This window comes from Bacillus sp. V3B (genome assembly GCF_024494465.1).
Lineage (GTDB): Bacteria > Bacillota > Bacilli > Bacillales > Cytobacillaceae > Bacillus_BD.
On sequence record NZ_JAETXM010000016.1, the window covers coordinates 1 to 18,142 of the forward strand.

The following is an 18,142-nucleotide window of genomic DNA, read 5'->3' on the forward strand; positions in this document are numbered from 1 at the left end:
GGAGCGATTTCTTTCATTCGCTTAGCGATAAGCTTTACTAAGATAACATTTTCAAAATTCTGTGTCAATATTTTTTAGAACTATTTTTAAATATTTTAATCTGTTACCTCATTAGCGACGTTTACTAATATAACAATATATCTTTTTAATGTCAATAACTTTTTTCATTCTTTATTATTTTGTTCGTTCCATTCGGTATCCATTGATTCTTACGCATATATTTCATACAATCACTCGGAGATGCCACCCTCTTAAACAAGGTAAATAGATGCTTATACCTTTCCTCCATTTCACCCTTAACCATTATATCGATCCGCTCATCTTTTAAATCAAATAATATTTCATCCATTTCTCTCTTTAGTAAATATTGCATTTCTCTTTTTTCTACCTCATTTAACAACATCGCTATCATGAATACTGCCTCCTTTACTTCATAATTTGTATAAGTAGTATTTTTTATTCTTATATTTTTATAAAAATTTAGTTCATTTTCTCTGTTATCATTCATAGGATTTAAAGAAGAGTTGGACGAGGTGATGGAATGAACTTCTTTTATATTCTAAATGGCAAAAAGATTAAACAGATTCTCGTAATTGGTATAGCTGCTTTTTTCACAGCCTGGTTTCTGTATTTAGGGAATGTCGTACAAGTTCCTGTTTTTTCCGCAAAGGATGGTCCAAAGGCCGTTTACAAAGGAGAAAAGGATATTGCTTTAACCTTTAATATTGGGTGGGGTGATGAAAAAGCTGAACCCATTCTTGATGCGTTAAAAAAACACGAAGTTAAATCAGTCACATTTTTTCTATCAGCATCTTGGGCTGAACGTCACCCAGATCTCGTTAACAGAATGGTGAAGGAGGGATATGAAATTGGAATGCTTGGCTACGACTATAAAGATTACACCGAGATAGAGAAGGAAAAGGTAGGCCAGGATATCTCAAAAGCTCAAACCGCTTTTAAAAAGCTTAACGTCAATAATATTCAACTTCTTCGTGCTCCAACTGGACATTTTGACCAAAATACACTAACAGTCGCCCAAAGATATGGCTATACAGTTATACATTGGAGTATTGATTCAAAGGACTGGACGAATCCTGGAGTTGAGGCTATTACTGAAAATGTTTCAAAGGCAGAAAAAGGCGATATTATTCTTCTCCACGCTTCCGATTCAGCTAAACAGACAGAAAAGGCTCTTCCCTTAATATTACAGAATATAAAAGAGAAAAACCTTGAACTTGTTACTGTGTCAGAAATGATTGCAAATGCTAACTCAAAAACAACAGAAATAAAATAACCTAATTAAAAGCAGAAAAGCCAACCACTTAGGCTGACTTTTCTGCTTTTAACTTTCGTTCTTGAATCGAGTTCTCATGTAATTTATGGAGAATAAGTATTTGATATGCATTACATATTAATAATGGAAAAATCATTAAATAAATCCAACTAACGTCATTTAGCCGTAAAACAGGTACCCAGTCTATAACGGTTACAACCGTCATAAAAAAAAGAGCTGGAATAAATGCACTTTTATTTGTTTGCTTAGCCTTAAAATACGCTATCACTACTCCTACAATTAGAATTAAAATAGCAGGTACTATATAAGGTAAAGTCCCCTCTCCCTCCATTGCAAAAGCTCTATGGCGAAAATAAACTAAATCATACAGCGCAAAGGCAATGAGGACTACTTGAACCCCATTCCAAAGGGAAACTGACTTAAAGATTCCTAATCCAAAACGATGTACGGTTAAATAAGCAAAAAAGGATACTTGGCTAACTAGACTAAAAATTAAACCCACTCCAAATAGCCAAAAGAAGGTTGAGATAATTTTCAAAACGCTACCATTTACAAAATAGGGAACAAACTCGTTCCAGCGAACAATGAATCCTGTAATACCCGTTACAATTCCCCCAATGAACAAAGTAGAAAAAAACAATTTTACTACATTACGACTTGTCACAGCATTATCCCCCATTATAAAAATATTCCATTTATTTGATTGTAACAACCAAATATTAAAAAATCTAGGTACAGCTTTCAAACGAATAATATTAGACAAAAATCTTCATCCTAATAAAAGGATCTACTCTGAAAGGAGTTTATTATGATGAGAAAAAATTTCTCTTTACTTATATCCATACTAGCTATTTTTCTAATCACCGGATGTGCTCAGGAAGAATCAGGTGGCAACCAATTAGAATATGAAGAAACAAAAAAAATGGTCGTTGATATTTTAAAAACAGATGAAGGGAAAAAAGCAATTCAAGAAGTAATGTCTGATGAAGAATTAAGAAAAGAACTAGTTATGGAACAGTCTGTTGTAAAAGAAACGATTGAAAGTACACTAATAAGTGAAAAAGGGGCTGAGTTTTGGAAGAAAAATTTCGAAGACCCTAAATTTGCAGAAAGCATCTCAAAAAGCATGCTAAAGGAAAATGAAGAACTATTAAAAAACTTAATGAACGATCCTGAGTATCGCGAAAAAATGATTGAAGTATTGAAGGATCCTGAACTTGAAAAAGAATTAACAAATGTATTAAAAAGTAATGAATATCGCGATCACTTAAAACAGGTCATAACAGAAACCATTGAAAGTCCCTTATATCAAGTAAAAATCCAGGAGCTTCTGCTAAAAGCAGCTGAAGAGAAGAAGAAAGAAGAATGATATTAGACAACAACATAAAAGAGCTCACCTCATTGGAAGAGCTCTTTTGTGTTATGCCTTAGATTGATGGAAAAAAATCATTATCCTATTGTCTGGATCATTTTACGGGCAATTTCTCCATAAATTTTTCCAAGTTGGTGATCCTCCTGATAGACAGAAGGCGCAAAATCTTCTTCATTTAAATCTGGTTGTGCTAACGGTAACCGACCAAGAACCTCTGTTTTGAGAACTTCAGCAAGTTTATCACCGCCACCTTTTCCAAAAACATGTTCTTTTTCTCCAGTGACCTTACTTTCAAAATATGACATGTTTTCAATAACACCCAAAATTTCATGTTCCGTTTTTAATGCCATAACTCCTGCACGTGCAGCAACAAAAGCAGCAGTTGGATGTGGAGTTGTTACAATAACCTCTTTACAAGTTGGAAGCATCGTATGAAGGTCAAGAGCAACATCTCCTGTACCTGGTGGTAAATCTAGTAACAAATAATCTAGTTCACCCCATTCGACATCATTGAAGAATTGGTTCAGTACTTTTCCGAGCATTGGACCACGCCAAATGATTGGTGAGTTATCCTCAACAAAGAATCCCATTGAAATGACTTTAACTCCAAATCGATCAACCGGGATAAGCTTTTGTTCTTGGACAACCGGACGGTCTGTAATACCCATCATATCCGGAACGCTGAAACCATATATATCAGCGTCTACAAGACCAACCTTTTTGCCTAACCTTGCCAAAGAAACAGCTAAATTAACCGATACTGTTGATTTTCCAACTCCACCTTTACCGCTAGCAATGGCAATAAAGGTAGTATTGCTATCTTTTGATAATAAACCTTTAGCTTGTTTAGATTCAGTAGAACGGTATTTCTCTAATACTTCGGCAGGTAATTCATTAAAGCGAATACCCACTGTGCTTGCACCGGCTTCTTTTAAAAGATTAACGATTTGTGTTTGAAATTGGAGTTGCTCAGATGTTCCAGTCTTCGCAATTGCAATTTTTACACTAACATGATTCTTTTCTTCCTTCACTTTTATCTCTTCAATAGCGTCTAACTCTGATAGTGATATATGTAAGAAAGGCTCTTTAATTGGATTTAGTAACTCTCTTGCTTCTTCTACTGTAAACATAAACTAGCACCTACCTTTATAAGATTTCTACGTATTAGTATAACACAGAGAATCATAATCACTATTATTTCACTCACACCTTAAAAGTATTTTTTAAACTTTTATGTATGAAAATAGAGAGAATGATTCTAATTCACCTATCCAGCTCATTTTTTGTGTCCACTAGAAAAGCTATTCAAATCATGAAAAAAGTAAACAAAAAGGCGCTACCTTGGCGCCTTCAGTCAGGTATCGTTAATTCCTTTTCATCTGTATAATAACGCATAATTCCATTGTAAACCGATGCGGCTAGCTTATCTTGATAACGGTTCTTTTGTAGTTTTTCTCTCTCATCTGAGTTTGATAAGAAACCCGCTTCAACTAATACACCAGGCTTCTTAGCATGTTTTAATATATATACATGGTTAATAGGCTTCGCTTCACGCTTTGTATTTTCAAGATTACGTTTCAATTCATCTTGAATAAACTTAGCTGCTCTCTCATTTTCCTTAAATTGAGGAGCAAAAAATGTTTGTGCACCACTCCATCGGGGTGATGGAATTGAATTAAGATGGATGCTGACGAAAAAGTCAATTTCGGGTTGATTAATCATTTCAAGGCGCTTTTTCAAGTCTTCTACTTTTCTTCGACTGTATCCCCTCGTATCTTCATCAGCTAAATCTTTATCTTCTTCTCGCGTCATGATAACCAGAGCCCCTTGCTCTTCCAGATACTCTCTTAGTTTTAATGAAACGTTTAATGCAATATCTTTCTCTAATGCCTCCGTATCTCCTGCTCCTCCATCCGGTCCACCGTGTCCAGGATCAATGAGTATTACTTTTCCTGATAGAGGTAAATTCCATGAATTCCAAGTATCATCTTCTGAAAAATCATACTGTAGAATAAAAAATAGGACAATAAGTCCAACTGTAAAAATACTTATTTTCCATCCTTTTTTCATCTGTATTCATCAATCCCTCCAACTCGTCCTTCCAATACAATATATGGGACAAGGAGGGATACTAGAACTGATGAATAGGATTTAATGAAGCTTTAGTTTAATTCTTCTTTCACCTTTATGAAAGCCTTCTATCCACCAACTGTTTACAAACTGCTCACATTGAATATAAAGGGATTCACTCATCGTGCCTTCTTCTCCATTTCCCCAATACAACAAAAAGTTATATAAAGTATCAACAAAATGTTTTTCTTCTTGTTGACATCTGATTTTCACATCTTTAGCCTGTTCTCCATAATAACCGAAACGACTCATGTTTGCTCCTAATAAAAAGGCTTCAATAGCTACATCATAACAAGCCTCTTCAATTCCACTATTCATGATAAGACTTTGAGTTAATCGTGAAGATCCAAAATAATGTTGCACACTTTCTTTAAGAGCCTTCACTGATATTTCACGAAGAACAGATTTTTCATATTTGATTTGCTTTGCTCGTTTTTTTTCTACAAAGGTTGTTATTACATTCACTTCTCTTTTCACCTCTTTAAAAGTATTCTTTGACTACGATTAAAGAGTCATTCATAAAGCCCCCCTGGTTTAACTGCCAATTTTTATTCCTAAACCATCTTTTTAACATCTACTATCACCAAATATTTTTTAAATAGGTTGTATTAAATAATCGTGTTGACGCTCCAATGGCCTTTGGTATACGCGTTCATTAAGTGGTTCATACTGAATCAAACACATGCCGCATACACCAAAGGTCATGTATCAACAATCAGTATGAACAAAGCCTAAAAATAAAAAAGCTCCCAACCAGCAAAGGTTGAGAGCCTTGAAACGTAAAATGATTAACGTTTTGAGAACTGAGGTGCACGACGAGCACCTTTAAGACCTGGTTTTTTACGTTCTTTCATCAGCGTAGATTTACCTCGTTTCATACGATTGAAAAACCTTGATATATCAACGGTATCCTTAAATGTCAATTTAATGTAATTTCATCTGATTTCCCTTGAGGGTATTCAAAGGGTATTCAAAATGGATTCAAAAACTTAAATACGCTGGCGAGCCATATGTATAAAAGTATTACTAGAAAAAATAATAAGAAAGTTCGAAGGTTTTCTTGTCACTTTGTCACATTGAACCTCAATCCTTCTATATAATAAGGTTTTACTATGTGACAATTACTGTCATTGTGACAAACACTATTATCACCATTTTTTCTAGTAACTAACGATGAATTAAATTTAGGAGCGACTACTATGCGAGTATTTATTTTACTTATAAAAGACGATCAAAATTTATTAAAACATAGAGGATTTGACATCGTTTCTCTGCTAAGTGTTCAACCTTTGAAAACAGTTAAAGTATTTGAAATGGAAAGTGATGATATCAATGGATTCATTAACTATATAAAGGACAGGAAAATTGATATCGATGGTAGATATTTTAAGTATGCAATTGATTACTGTACCATCGACCTCAATCCAAGCGTTAATATTCTCGTAGAAGAGTGCTTTGAATTTACAGAAGAATATTATAGATTAGAACAGGACGTTGGAAATTACAATATAGTTCCTAATAGTTCAAAGGAAAACAGTCATACAGTTGAAGGTGAAAAATTTATAGATGATTCAGTTACAAAAAAAGTAGATAAACTAAATAAAGCAATTATTACTAGAATAAAGGAATTGGCCAAAGAACGTGGGAAAACCGTTGCTGAAACTGCTGCTCTCGGTGGTATTAATCAATCTACAATTTCTGAAATAATACATGGGCGATCTAAAAGTCCGAAGGTATCTACTATTTTTATGTATTGTAGAGGATGTAACATCTCATTAAGTGAATTCTTCTCATCATCTTATTTTAAATATTAAATTAACAATTTCATTCAGGAATTTCCAAAATCCACATACATTAGAGAGCCAAATGTGTAACACATTTCTAGAAAAAGGAATAAGGGAAGTTAAAAAGTTTTTATGTTACTTTCCTTTTCTAGTAACTAACGACGGATTAAATTTCTTTAATGGACGGTTAACTAGAAGGCATTTATTGGGGCAGATGGTAAATCAACTCTTCGAAAGAAAATCTACCCAAGAAAAAATACTTCTATTCATATCCATCAAACCAAATCATAAATTTGAATTAAACTTGTAATTTGAAATAAAGATTGATCAAAAACACCTTACAAACCTGTATTTTACAGTAAATAAGAAGAAACCATATTGTACTTTTAATCTTCCACAATTGCATCCGATTGCGGAAGATTGTTTATTGTACAATTTTTTCATATTCAATCAAAAGGAGAAATATAATAGATACAGACTTACTAGCTACTCTTGATTATGGGGTAATGCAATACACCATACCTAACAAAAAAAGCTATACTATTTATGAGCATCAAGATGATATATATTTGGACTCAGTGTTCTATTGAACAAGTTTAAATTTAGATATCAGTGGTACCTATATACATTAATTTGTTATTCATATTATTTAGTGAAAGTTAGATGCTCTACTCTTTCTGGTATCAAGAAGGAGCTTTTGAGATTATAGACTTGAATTGCATCCTTTTTATATTCATTCTTTTTTATAAATAGTTTTAAAAATTCAAAATTATGTGTGGAGAATATTAATTGTTTATTTATAGACCCTAATACATCGCAAATTGAGAACTGATTAATATCATCCATATTTTGAATAGGATCATCTATTGCAATGAAATCCAACTCATGTATTTTTTGGGAATCATTCATTGCTAAGAAGATAGAAATTGCTAATACATTTAATTGCCCTGAGCTTAGAACATTCTTGGGCGTTGTTATGTCCCCTTCATCATCATGTTCATCAAAGATTACTTTTACAAACAATCTCTCATCTTCTCCCTCAAACCTTATTGAACTTCGTGTTGGAAGTGGATTTAAATATCTAAAATACTTTTGAATGGGAGAATAATATTGATTAAGATAATCTTTAGCATTGTTCCCGAAATCTCCAAAAACACTTTTAATATAATTGGATAATAATGTTGTAGTCTTATTTAAATTAGTTATTTCTTCATTAAGTTTAGGGCGTTCAATCTTTAATAGGTTAATTTGTGCTTCAACATGATCATTATGTTCAATTATTTCTAAGTCCTTTTCTAAACTAGAAACTAACTTCAAAGTATTATCCATAGTTTTTATATTACTCTCTATTTTTTCTATGATTTTCACAAAAGCTAAATTTAAATGCTCACTAGAAATTTTTTTAACATATTCTTGCACTTCACTTTCTAGATTCTGTATTATTTCCTCCTTACTTGTTTGTTGTTTAAGGTTTTTAATCCTCAATTCGATTCTTTTATCTGCTCTATTTAAACAATCCAGTCTGTTACTAATTTTATCTTCAGTCATGAATAGAATATTGCCTGTTTTTAGTTTATCCTCCTGTTTTAGCTTTTCTAATTCTAAAAGTAACCCAACTACATCGTTTAACTTTTCAATACCTTCATTATTTGATGAATTAATAGCCTTAACATCTTCTAAATCCCTTTCCATAAGGCTTGAATCAAAGAGTTTATTTACTTCAATTCTTTCTATTTCTTTTTTAGCCCTTTTGTAATTTCTAGTTAAGACGTCCAATTTATCATGAATCTTTTTGATCTTAATATCCAAAAATGCTATGTTTTCCCTCAGATTACTTTTAAGTGAAAGTAGTTTATCAGCATATGATGAAGATATATTAATCCTTTCTTTTAACAACTTAATATTCTTGTCGATCGATTTTAACAAGCCCTCTTCTTCAAATTTAGAGGAACACACAGGACAAATTTCATTTTGTTCATTACTCTCTACGAATTTATTTATTTCCTTAATATTATTTAGTAAATTTACAAAAACCCCATCTTCTGATTCAACTATTTTATTATCTATATTTGTTAAAACTTCATATCTTTTCTTTTGGAGCTTTTCTAGTTTTGTTAATTTTACACTCAACGTTTTATGGTCATTTGAATAGTTAGTTACAGTTTCTTTATCCTTTTTATAATTATTAAAATTGATTAATGTAAATTGATAATTAATATTTACCTGTTTCTTATCTTTAATGGCGGATTTTATAAGCTCTATATCTTCAGGATACGGTTGTAATTCTTTTAGTTTTTGATTTATTTCCTTAATTTTATTTGATCGCTGATTATAACTTGATATATCCTTTTTAATCATAGCTAGTTCTTGAAGTTTATTTTCTGACTTACTCTTTAAACTTTTATATGATTCTAACCTTTGGTTATTCTTCTCCTCGGTAGCTTTTAGCTCACCAATTTTAGATTTCACCTTTTCTATATCAGAAAACTCTTCATTTAATTTATTACACAACTTCAGTTGATCTTCAGCTTTTAATTTTTTAGTGAATTCCTTGTCTCTAAGTTGTTCTAAGTGTTTTTTTATTTCTTTAACATTATCTTTTGTATTTATAGATAATGTATTTAAATTAGTATCCATCTTGTAAATATCAACTTGTCTTTTTGTTTCTTGTTTACTTAAGATCGACTTATCCTTCTCTTCCAATTCTTCACTTAACTTTTTGCTTTTAGTTTCTAATGCTGAATGAATCTTCTTCATGTTATCTGAGAGTTTTAACAATGGCTTAAAACCCATTATATTTGCTATTGAACGAAAAGTTTCAACTGCATCTTCACTAGTAACAAATTCTGTTACTTGATCTTGAGAAAGAATATATGTCTGCTTCATTAATTTTCCAAACATATTTTTATTAGTTCCATTATTTTGTTGGAATATTCCACTTAGGAATTCGTCTACTTTTTCCTTACTATTAATCGGTTTTCCATCTGAATTCTTTAATGTCTTATTATTAGAGTCAGTTATTTTTACTGATGTGTTTTTAAAAATTTTATTTTTACAATTAAATTTTCTTACTAACTTTAAACTATTAAACTCTAATGTAATACAGCATTCTATATCATTTTCTCCGCTGGTTAATACATATCTATTTATTAAGTCTTTTTTAAATTTTTCACTTTCGCCTTCATCATTAAACCTACTTATTGTACCTGTAATACACCATTCAATTGCATCAAAAAATGAACTCTTTCCGAATCCGTTATCCCCATAAAGAATAGTAATATCCTTTGATAAATCGAAGTGATGTTCTCCAACATAATTCCGGAAATTTTTTATAACTACTTTGTCAATCTTCATTATATTATTTCTCCTCGTTTATAATTTCTTGGACTATATCGTTCACTTTCTGATTCGTAAAATTTGTTTCCAATCCATTATTCTTTCGTACTAGTTCTAATATATTAGATACCTCTTTATCTTCCTCAGCTGTAGTAAATTCAATTTTAAAATCAAAACCACTTTGTGGTTTATCAAAAAGTGGTATTCTGTCAAAGTCTTTAATGCTTTTGACTACATATTTTCTTAAACCCTTAGTTTCCTTTTCTAATAGATACGTAAAATCTTTGGATACAGAATCATTCACACATACTAAAAAATACGTATTCCATACATTATAATTTAAATAAAACAATCGTTCCCTTAACCTTATTGATTCCTCTCTTATGAATTCCTCTTTAGGATTAGTATAATATTTCACTAATATATTAAACTTTAAATTGGAATATAAAACACAACCTATAGAGTCAATTTCTTCAATTTCCTCTTTATTCATTATGAATCCTAACTCTTCCAATTCATTATGTGTCCTATTAAAAATATTCATCTTGTATCTCCAATCGTTCTCCAAATTGTCAATATCTCATTCTTGAATTCTTTAAACTCATCTAATGACAAGAATTCATACCATTCATCCTCAAGTATGTTACCTGGAATTATAACTGTAGGTAATGAAACTTTATTTATATCAGAAGTATCGTCTAATCCATCTACTGCTCTAATTGGTATTTTTGTCATTAAAGCATGGTGTTCCGCTTCATTAAATTTTCTATCTCTATAATTTTGTAATACTATTTTAAGTTCTTTATCTAAAAGAAATAGATGTTCTTTTTCATCTGCACTTTCCATGATTAGATTTAACTTCTGTATAGAATCATTAAGATTTAGGGTTTTCCCAGAATTCAACAAGGTTATTATTTCTTTCTTTTCTCCTGACCTCTTCTTCGTTAAGAAATATTTTGTATCACCAAATTCTAAAGTTTCTCCATGTATAATATTTAGTAGAATTATGAATGCAAATAATTCTCTCAAGGTATTCTCCCTTTTATTTTGACTCGTTTTATAATAAGTTTGAGTTCTGTTTGTACCTTCTACATATCTATTGAATAAATCCCTGATATTCCCATTATTACTCAACCATTCTTGTAGATATTCTCTATATGTAAAAGCATGATCTTCTAAATGCCTATAAATCTTAGCATTTTCAATCTCCTCTAGATATGATCCAAATACCCTTTCAATGACTTTTTTATTACCATGTTCCTCATTCATATCCTCAATATTTTTGAGACAACGCTCCCTAATTTCATTTAAAATATCGTCTAACTCATCTTTAGTAACCTTTAAATAATTAACATCACCATCTACTTTACATTTAGAACAAATTATACCTATTAATAAAAGAATATCCTTAACCTCTAAAGCAATATTTTTTGTTTTGAAATCCTTAAAGATTCTTTTGCTAAGCTCAATAATTAAGTCATTTATAAAACGATTAATATCTACCATATAAGGTCCAGTTTTCAAATGAAATCTTGATAATAATTCCTCAACTGTTTCACCACATAAACTTTCATAACTTATTTTCTCTAATTTTGAATTATGGGTATTATTTTTAATTGCATTAACTAGGGAATCTTTTGAATTTATTACTTTATCGAAATTGTCATTATCGGTATAGTAATCAAAGTTATATTTATCTGTTTTGACAACATGATAACTCGTATATATTTGAAATTGTGTTTTAAACCCGTCTTCCTTTTTAAAACATTGGGCTTTTGATAGTAATTTATCGACCCAGGAGTCCTTTAACCTTACGGTGTCCTCTGTTCCTTTAATTTTCTTTGAACTACCTAGATACATGTTTGAAACATCACTTGGATTTTGAGAACTATATTTACTAGTTTTCGCTTGAATAAATCTAATTATTTTCTCCTTTTCATTTCCAACTACTATATCATCATGTAGTTCAAAGGCTACAAAATCCCATTTACCATCTAATAACTCTATAAAATATTCGATTGTAACAAGAAATTGATAAAAAAAACCTGAAATAGCAGTGAGCCCTCCTACTTCATCTGGTTCTATTGCCATTAAATAATTCATAATTTCAGTATCTTTCTTTGAAATTATATTCTCATTTAAGAACTCTATTTTTTCTTGATCATTTGGATATTCTGAAAAAAAATAATTTAATAACTTTATAGTTTCCAAACTAACTCACCTGTTTCCAATGTATTACTTACCTACTATTAAACCCCAAAAAACACCTAGATCATCTATCCTCAAATTTTACCATATTTCTCTAATAATTTAATTTTATAAAGATCTTATTTCTATAAAGTGATAATAAGGTGATTAATTTTAAACCTCAAACACGCATAAACCCCGATCCGACTATGTACGGGGTTAAAATAAGGTTGTCTGGTTTTTGATGTAAAATAATTCATCGAGCTTAATATATAAAAATAAGGCCGTTTAAATATAAAGTTTTCAACAATTGCACCTTTTAACAGAATGAACATTCTCCAACAATCTTTTCCTAATCTACAGTATCAGCTAAAAGCGTTTGATAGGTTGCAGCCTTTATCATTGTATACATGTAGCCATAGATAAACGTCTAAAGACTTGACTTAGAGCCTCTGTTAGTAGATTGTCTTATAAGGTTGAATCCGTTGTTTCATCATGCAACCAGCCTATCATACCCACCTTTCCAAACATAAAAATTCCGCATATCAACACAGGATTTTTGTTCAAACTTTTTATAAGCAATCAGACTTTTATAACTATCAAGCTTTACTTCAAAACCGCAACTAACTGCTTCGTTCAGAAAGTGAATAAGGTGCTAGAAAGGCTCTAACACCACGATTTAAAAAATTAAAGTATGATTGAAAGTATGATGGTCGTTCCAAACGTGATTAACATTCCCCACGCCCTTTCATCAAATTTCCTTTTCCTAACCAAATATGTTCCTGTGAAATGACAATAAAGTTATTTAATTTTAAAAGCTCAAACAAGTATAACCCCGTTCTAATTTAGGACGGGGTTAAAAATATAGTTGTTTAATTTTTGATTTAAGATACTTCACTATCCTAAAAAATATAACAATAAAGTCGTTTGAAAATCTGAGTTTTATTGAACAATCGCGCCCTATAATGGAATAAGATTGAGCTTCTTATAGCTGGTTACTTAAAGAAGAAAAGTGCGTTTCCGTTGTTTCAGAAACGCCCCATTTAGTTCAATAACTCTTAGGGAAAAATTGAAAGGAAAATTATCAATAATGCTATTCAATGATTAGGTTGAACAATACAAAATCAAATGTAATAATCTCGATAAAACGATATAATAATAAAAAACAAATATTTTGCTATCAAAGAAGAAGCCTCTAGTGATAGAGTTCTTAAACTATAAGGAGCAATAATTTATGAATACTTCTACACATTCATTCGATCATCTCATTAAAATTATCAATGAATCTGCAGGTACTATCCAACGTGATCGTGGTACTTATTTTGAACAGTTAGTACAGATTTATTTGCAAAATGAACCAATCTACAAGAATCTATATTCTGATGTTTGGCAACTAAAAGATGTACCAAAAGAATATGGTATACCTAAGAAAGATACTGGCGTGGACTTGGTTGCCAAAAACCGTAATACGGGTGAACTAACTGCAATCCAAGCCAAATTTTATAAAGGAAAAGTCGGCAAGGCTGAAATCAATTCATTTATTGCAGAACTTGGTAAAAGCTATTATAGTGCGGGCATGATTGTTTCTACTACTGATGAGTGGAATCAAAATGCACTTGATACAGTTAATTCGCAAACCAAGCAAGTCCAAAAAATTGGGTTATCTGACTTACGACACTCAAAAGTTGATTGGTCTTCTGTCGATTTTGAAAAGCCAAAAGAAATCATTGTAAAATCTTACAAGAAAACACGTGACTATCAAGACAAAGCAATTGAACTTGCGAAAGAATATTTTAAGTCTCATGACCGTGGAATGCTTGTTATGGCACCAGGAACAGGCAAGACCTTTACCTCACTGAAAATGGTAGAGCAGTTTGCCAAAGATAGTGATCAAAAAGTTTATAACGTCTTGTATCTTGTACCGAGTATTCAACTCTTAACACAAACGCTGTTTGGTTGGAATGCTGATAGTTCTGACGATTTCAATCTTAATTCATTTGCTGTTACATCTGATAGAAAAGCAACTAAGAAAAAAGCGGATGACGATGATGCTGATATCTTAGCAACCGATATTGGCTTCCCAGCTACTACGAATGCGGTTGAAGTTGTCAAAAATTATCAATCTTTGAAATATGAAGGTGATAAAGTGACGTTGAACGTCATCTTCAGTACGTATCAATCAATAGATGTCATTCATCAAGCGCAAGAACTTGGCTATCCTGAATTTGACTTTATTGTGTCAGATGAAGCACATAGAACAACAGGTTTTAAGGAACAAGGTCAAGAAGATAGTACTTTTACAAAAGTTCATAGCAACGAGATCGTTAAGGGTAAACTTAGACTCTACCAAACAGCAACACCAAAAATTTATTCAGATGATGCCAAATCCAAAGGCGTTGAAAAGTCTGTTGTTATTTCATCCATGGATGATGAATCTATTTTTGGTACAGAAATTTTCCGTCTAGGTTTTGGTGAAGCGGTTGAACGTGGCTATCTGACTGATTACAAAGTAATGGTCTTGACTGTTGAAGAAGAAGCTATGACCAAAAATTTGCAACAAACCCTTGCTGATTCGGAGAACGGATTAAATATAGATGATGTAGGACGTATTGTTGGAGTTTGGAATGGAATGATTAAACGTGAAGGCGCCACTGGTAAAGTTAGTGGTCAACCGATGAAACGTGCCATTTCATTTATTGATACCATCGCGAACTCAAAGAAAATTGCTGAAAAGTTTAATTCCGTAGTGAATGAATATCTAGGTGATAGTGCTGAAGAAAGTTTCCAAATTGATGTTCGCCACGTTGATGGTACTTTGAATGCTTTACAAAAGAAAAAAGCACTTGATTGGCTTGCTGGTGAAATTGATAATAATGAAGCTCGTGTCTTGTCCAATGTAAAATTTCTGACTGAAGGAATTGATGTTCCAAACCTCGATGGAGTTATCTTCTTTGCACCAAAAAAATCACAAGTCGATATTGTTCAAGCTGTTGGGCGCATCATGCGTAAATTTGAAGGTAAGGAGTACGGCTACATCATCTTACCAATCGTTATTCCTGCTGGTGTAACGCCTGAAAATGTTCTTGATGACAATAAGACTTATGCAGCTGTTTGGCAGGTATTAAATGCTTTGCGTGCTACTGATGAGCGTTTTAACGCTATTGTTAATCAGTTACAGCTTAATAAAAAGAAGCCAGACAATATCAATATCATCAATCCAGGTAAAGGACGTCCAAGAAAACCGTATGTAGAGGGTAAAGATGGACAAGGTGTTGATGTAGAGCAACCAGTTCAAACAGAGTTACAACTTTGGGACGAGATTCGAGATACCATTTTTGGTAAAATCGTCCAAAAAGTTGGAGATAGACGCTATCTTGAAGATTGGTCAAAAGACGTTAATGAAATTGCTCAACGTTATATCAGATGGATAAATGAACGGCTTAATGATAAAGACAATCCTATCAAAACTGAATTTACTAAGTTTGTTCATGGCCTGCAACATAATATCAACGAAAGTATCACACAAGATTCTGCTGTTGAAATGCTTGCCCAACATTTAATTACAAAACCAGTGTTTGAAGCTCTATTTGATGAATATAGCTTTGTCAATAATAACCCCGTATCGCAAGCGATGGAAACCATTGTTACTGAGTTGCAAAAAGCTGGCTTTGAGAAAGAACAAGAAAAACTTGCACCATTTTATGAGTCTGTTAAATTACGTGCGAGTGGTGTTGATAATGCAGAGGGTAAACAAAAAATCATTATCACGCTATACGATAAATTCTTCTCAACAGGTTTCAAATCAACTACTGATCGATTAGGAATTGTCTTTACGCCGATTGAAGTTGTCGATTTCATTGTGAAGTCCGTGGATGATGTGCTGAACAAACATTTTGGTAAGTCGTTAGCCAGTGAAGGTGTGCATATTCTTGATCCGTTTACAGGAACAGGTACTTTTATTGTTCGCACACTATCTTATCTCAAATCACAAATGGATAATGACGAGATTACACTTGCCGATATCACGCGTAAATACACGCAAGAGCTGCATGCCAATGAAATTGTACTTTTGAGTTATTACATTGCTGCCATCAACATTGAAGCAACATTCGATGAAATTAATGGGGATGAACAAGGTTATGTACCATTTGAAGGTATTGTTTTGACCGATACCTTTGAATCAACTGAAAAAGAAGATACACTTGATGATAGCTTCTTTGGCACTAATGATGAACGATTGAAACGTCAAAAGGAGGTTCCAATTACAGCTATTATTGGAAATCCTCCGTATTCAATGGGACAAAATGATGCTAATGAAGGTAATCAAAATTTAAGATATGAGGCTCTAGAAAATCGCATTTCTGAAACTTATGCAAAATTCTCTAATTCAAAAGCGCTTAATTCTCTTAGAGACTCATATATTCAAGCGATACGTTGGTCAAGCGATAGACTTGCTACTAAAGGCGTAATAGGTTTTGTTTCAAATGGATCATTTATTGATAGCAGGACAACTGACGGCCTTCGCAAGTCACTTTACGAAGAATTCAACCATCTCTATATTTTTAATTTACGTGGTGACCAACGAACACAAGGTGAAACCTCACGTCGAGAGGGCGGTAAAATTTTTGGTTCTGGAAGTCGGACACCAATTGCCATTTCAATTCTTGTTAAAGACGGTAGTGAAGATCACGAAGTGCATTACCACGACATTGGTAATTATCTCAGTCGTGATGAAAAACTCGCCATTTTGCGTAGTAGTCAGTCTATAACAGGTGTAGCTTGGAAAACAATCACACCGGATAAAAATAATGACTGGATTAACCAACGTGATGAGAATTATTTGAGTTATCCAGCTATCGATGTGATTTTTAATACCAAAGCATTAGGCACACAAACTGGCCGTGACTCCTGGGTCTATGGTTTTTCAAAAGAAAGTGTCAAATATAATTCTCAAAAATTGATTTCAAATTACAACAGTGAATTAGAAAAAAGGGTATTAGTTGATGATGTATCGATGGATTCTGCAAAAATAAAATGGTCTCGTGGATTACTAAATAAGTATAAACGAGGTCAAAAATTGGTGTTTAATTCAAAAAAAATGATTATCAGTCAATATCGACCTTTCACTAAAAAATACTTATATTTTGATGAGGCGCTTAATGAAAATCCAGGAGCGTTTAGAAAATTCGATGAAATTAATGCTTTGTATGTTCCATCTGGAAGTAAAAATGGATTTTCTACACTAATTATTGATAAAGTTCCTGAATATGGATTCTTGTCAAGCGGACGTGGTTTTAACTTATTCGGTGAAACAACTGGATTATTAGGTAATCAAATGAATATAAATTCACTGTTTGGAATGAATGAATTAGATTCATATCATTATATATATGGAGTACTTCATTCCCCAGAATACCGTCAAAAGTACTCTAATGACTTACAAAAATCCTTGCCACGTATACCTTTACTCAAAAATAAAGAAAAATACGTTGAAATTGGTCTTAAACTTTCTGATTTACATTTGAACTATGAAAACCAGCCAAGTTGGGACGGTGTTGAAATCCAAATCACAGGCACTAAACCAACCTACCAAGTAAAGAAAATGAAGCATCCGAAAAAAGATTGTCTGAACATGATTATATTCAATGGAAATATCACGATTAAAAACATTCCAGAGATAGCATACGAGTATGTTGTCAATGGTCGTCCTGCGATTGAATGGATTATTGACCAATATCAAGTTAAGACCGATAAGAAGTCAGGTATTACTGATGATCCTAACGAATTTAGTGATGACCCCAAGTACATTTTGAATTTATTGTTGTCTGTGATTACGGTAAGTATGAAGACGATTGAATTGGTCGGGCAGTTGCCTAAGTTTGAGGTGGTTGATGATAGTCAAACTCATCTTGATGAATTTTATCCGTTAGGTAATGATGATGATTTACCAATGGTGGCAGAAAAAAGTGACGAAAATAAATAATATAAAAACTGACCTGTCAAAGTTTTGGCAAGTCAGTTTTTCCAATTATTTAGGGG

12 protein-coding genes and 1 pseudogene are annotated in these 18,142 nt (G+C 32.3%); 4 read left to right on the forward strand and 9 right to left on the reverse strand.

The features are described 5' to 3' along the window. Window positions 1–151 precede the first annotated feature (151 nt). Window positions 152–412, reverse strand: a complete 261-nt coding sequence (locus tag JMM81_RS15975) for a hypothetical protein (protein WP_256242558.1) — start codon at window positions 410–412, stop codon at window positions 152–154. Between the two features lie 129 nt (window positions 413–541). Between JMM81_RS15975 and pdaB the strand changes: the two genes are divergently transcribed. Continuing rightward, window positions 542–1,294, forward strand: a complete 753-nt coding sequence (gene pdaB, locus JMM81_RS15980) for a polysaccharide deacetylase family sporulation protein PdaB (protein ID WP_256242559.1) — start codon at window positions 542–544, stop codon at window positions 1,292–1,294. A gap of 28 nt (window positions 1,295–1,322) precedes the next feature. On the opposite strand, the gene JMM81_RS15985 is transcribed toward pdaB, so the two are convergent. Next, window positions 1,323–1,958 (reverse strand): KinB-signaling pathway activation protein, encoded by a 636-nt coding sequence (locus tag JMM81_RS15985; protein WP_256242647.1) that lies wholly within the window; start codon window positions 1,956–1,958, stop codon window positions 1,323–1,325. A 147-nt stretch (window positions 1,959–2,105) separates the two neighbouring features. Between JMM81_RS15985 and gerD the strand changes: the two genes are divergently transcribed. Beyond that, complete coding sequence (gene gerD / locus JMM81_RS15990) at window positions 2,106–2,663, forward strand: spore germination lipoprotein GerD (RefSeq protein WP_256242648.1); 558 nt, start codon at window positions 2,106–2,108, stop codon at window positions 2,661–2,663. Between the two features lie 80 nt (window positions 2,664–2,743). On the opposite strand, the gene JMM81_RS15995 is transcribed toward gerD, so the two are convergent. The 4 genes and pseudogenes from JMM81_RS15995 to rpsI form a co-directional block, all read right to left on the reverse strand. Then, the gene (locus JMM81_RS15995; RefSeq protein WP_256242560.1) at window positions 2,744–3,796 is read right to left on the reverse strand and encodes an Mrp/NBP35 family ATP-binding protein; all 1,053 of its coding nucleotides are present in this window, start codon (window positions 3,794–3,796) and stop codon (window positions 2,744–2,746) included. Window positions 3,797–4,016: 220 nt separating this feature from the next. Beyond that, complete coding sequence (gene cwlD, locus JMM81_RS16000) at window positions 4,017–4,736, reverse strand: N-acetylmuramoyl-L-alanine amidase CwlD (protein WP_256242561.1); 720 nt, start codon at window positions 4,734–4,736, stop codon at window positions 4,017–4,019. Window positions 4,737–4,817: 81 nt separating this feature from the next. Beyond that, the gene (locus tag JMM81_RS16005; protein WP_256242562.1) at window positions 4,818–5,261 is read right to left on the reverse strand and encodes a YbaK family protein; all 444 of its coding nucleotides are present in this window, start codon (window positions 5,259–5,261) and stop codon (window positions 4,818–4,820) included. Window positions 5,262–5,584: 323 nt separating this feature from the next. Continuing rightward, window positions 5,585–5,650, reverse strand: a pseudogene (gene rpsI, locus JMM81_RS16010) (30S ribosomal protein S9); the annotation flags it as partial. A 345-nt stretch (window positions 5,651–5,995) separates the two neighbouring features. On the opposite strand from rpsI, the gene JMM81_RS16015 reads away from it, so the two are divergent. Then, on the forward strand, window positions 5,996–6,610 hold the full coding sequence (locus JMM81_RS16015; protein WP_256242563.1) for a helix-turn-helix domain-containing protein: 615 nt from the start codon (window positions 5,996–5,998) through the stop codon (window positions 6,608–6,610). Window positions 6,611–7,225: 615 nt separating this feature from the next. Here JMM81_RS16015 and JMM81_RS16020 read toward each other — a convergent pair. The 3 genes from JMM81_RS16020 to JMM81_RS16030 are packed head-to-tail and all read right to left on the reverse strand — an operon-like array spanning window position 7,226 to window position 12,127. Continuing rightward, window positions 7,226–9,934 carry an AAA family ATPase gene (locus tag JMM81_RS16020; protein WP_256242564.1) on the reverse strand — a complete coding sequence of 903 codons (2,709 nt, stop codon included), beginning with the start codon at window positions 9,932–9,934 and terminating at the stop codon, window positions 7,226–7,228. A gap of 4 nt (window positions 9,935–9,938) precedes the next feature. After that, window positions 9,939–10,460, reverse strand: a complete 522-nt coding sequence (locus JMM81_RS16025; protein ID WP_256242565.1) for a hypothetical protein — start codon at window positions 10,458–10,460, stop codon at window positions 9,939–9,941. Further along, window positions 10,457–12,127, reverse strand: a complete 1,671-nt coding sequence (locus tag JMM81_RS16030) for a DUF4297 domain-containing protein (RefSeq protein WP_256242566.1) — start codon at window positions 12,125–12,127, stop codon at window positions 10,457–10,459. The genes JMM81_RS16025 and JMM81_RS16030 overlap by 4 nt, the downstream gene beginning before the upstream one ends. A gap of 1,210 nt (window positions 12,128–13,337) precedes the next feature. Between JMM81_RS16030 and JMM81_RS16035 the strand changes: the two genes are divergently transcribed. Next, a complete protein-coding gene (locus tag JMM81_RS16035; RefSeq protein ID WP_256242567.1) occupies window positions 13,338–18,086 on the forward strand; it encodes a DEAD/DEAH box helicase in 4,749 nt (1,582 codons plus the stop codon). Window positions 18,087–18,142 lie beyond the last annotated feature (56 nt).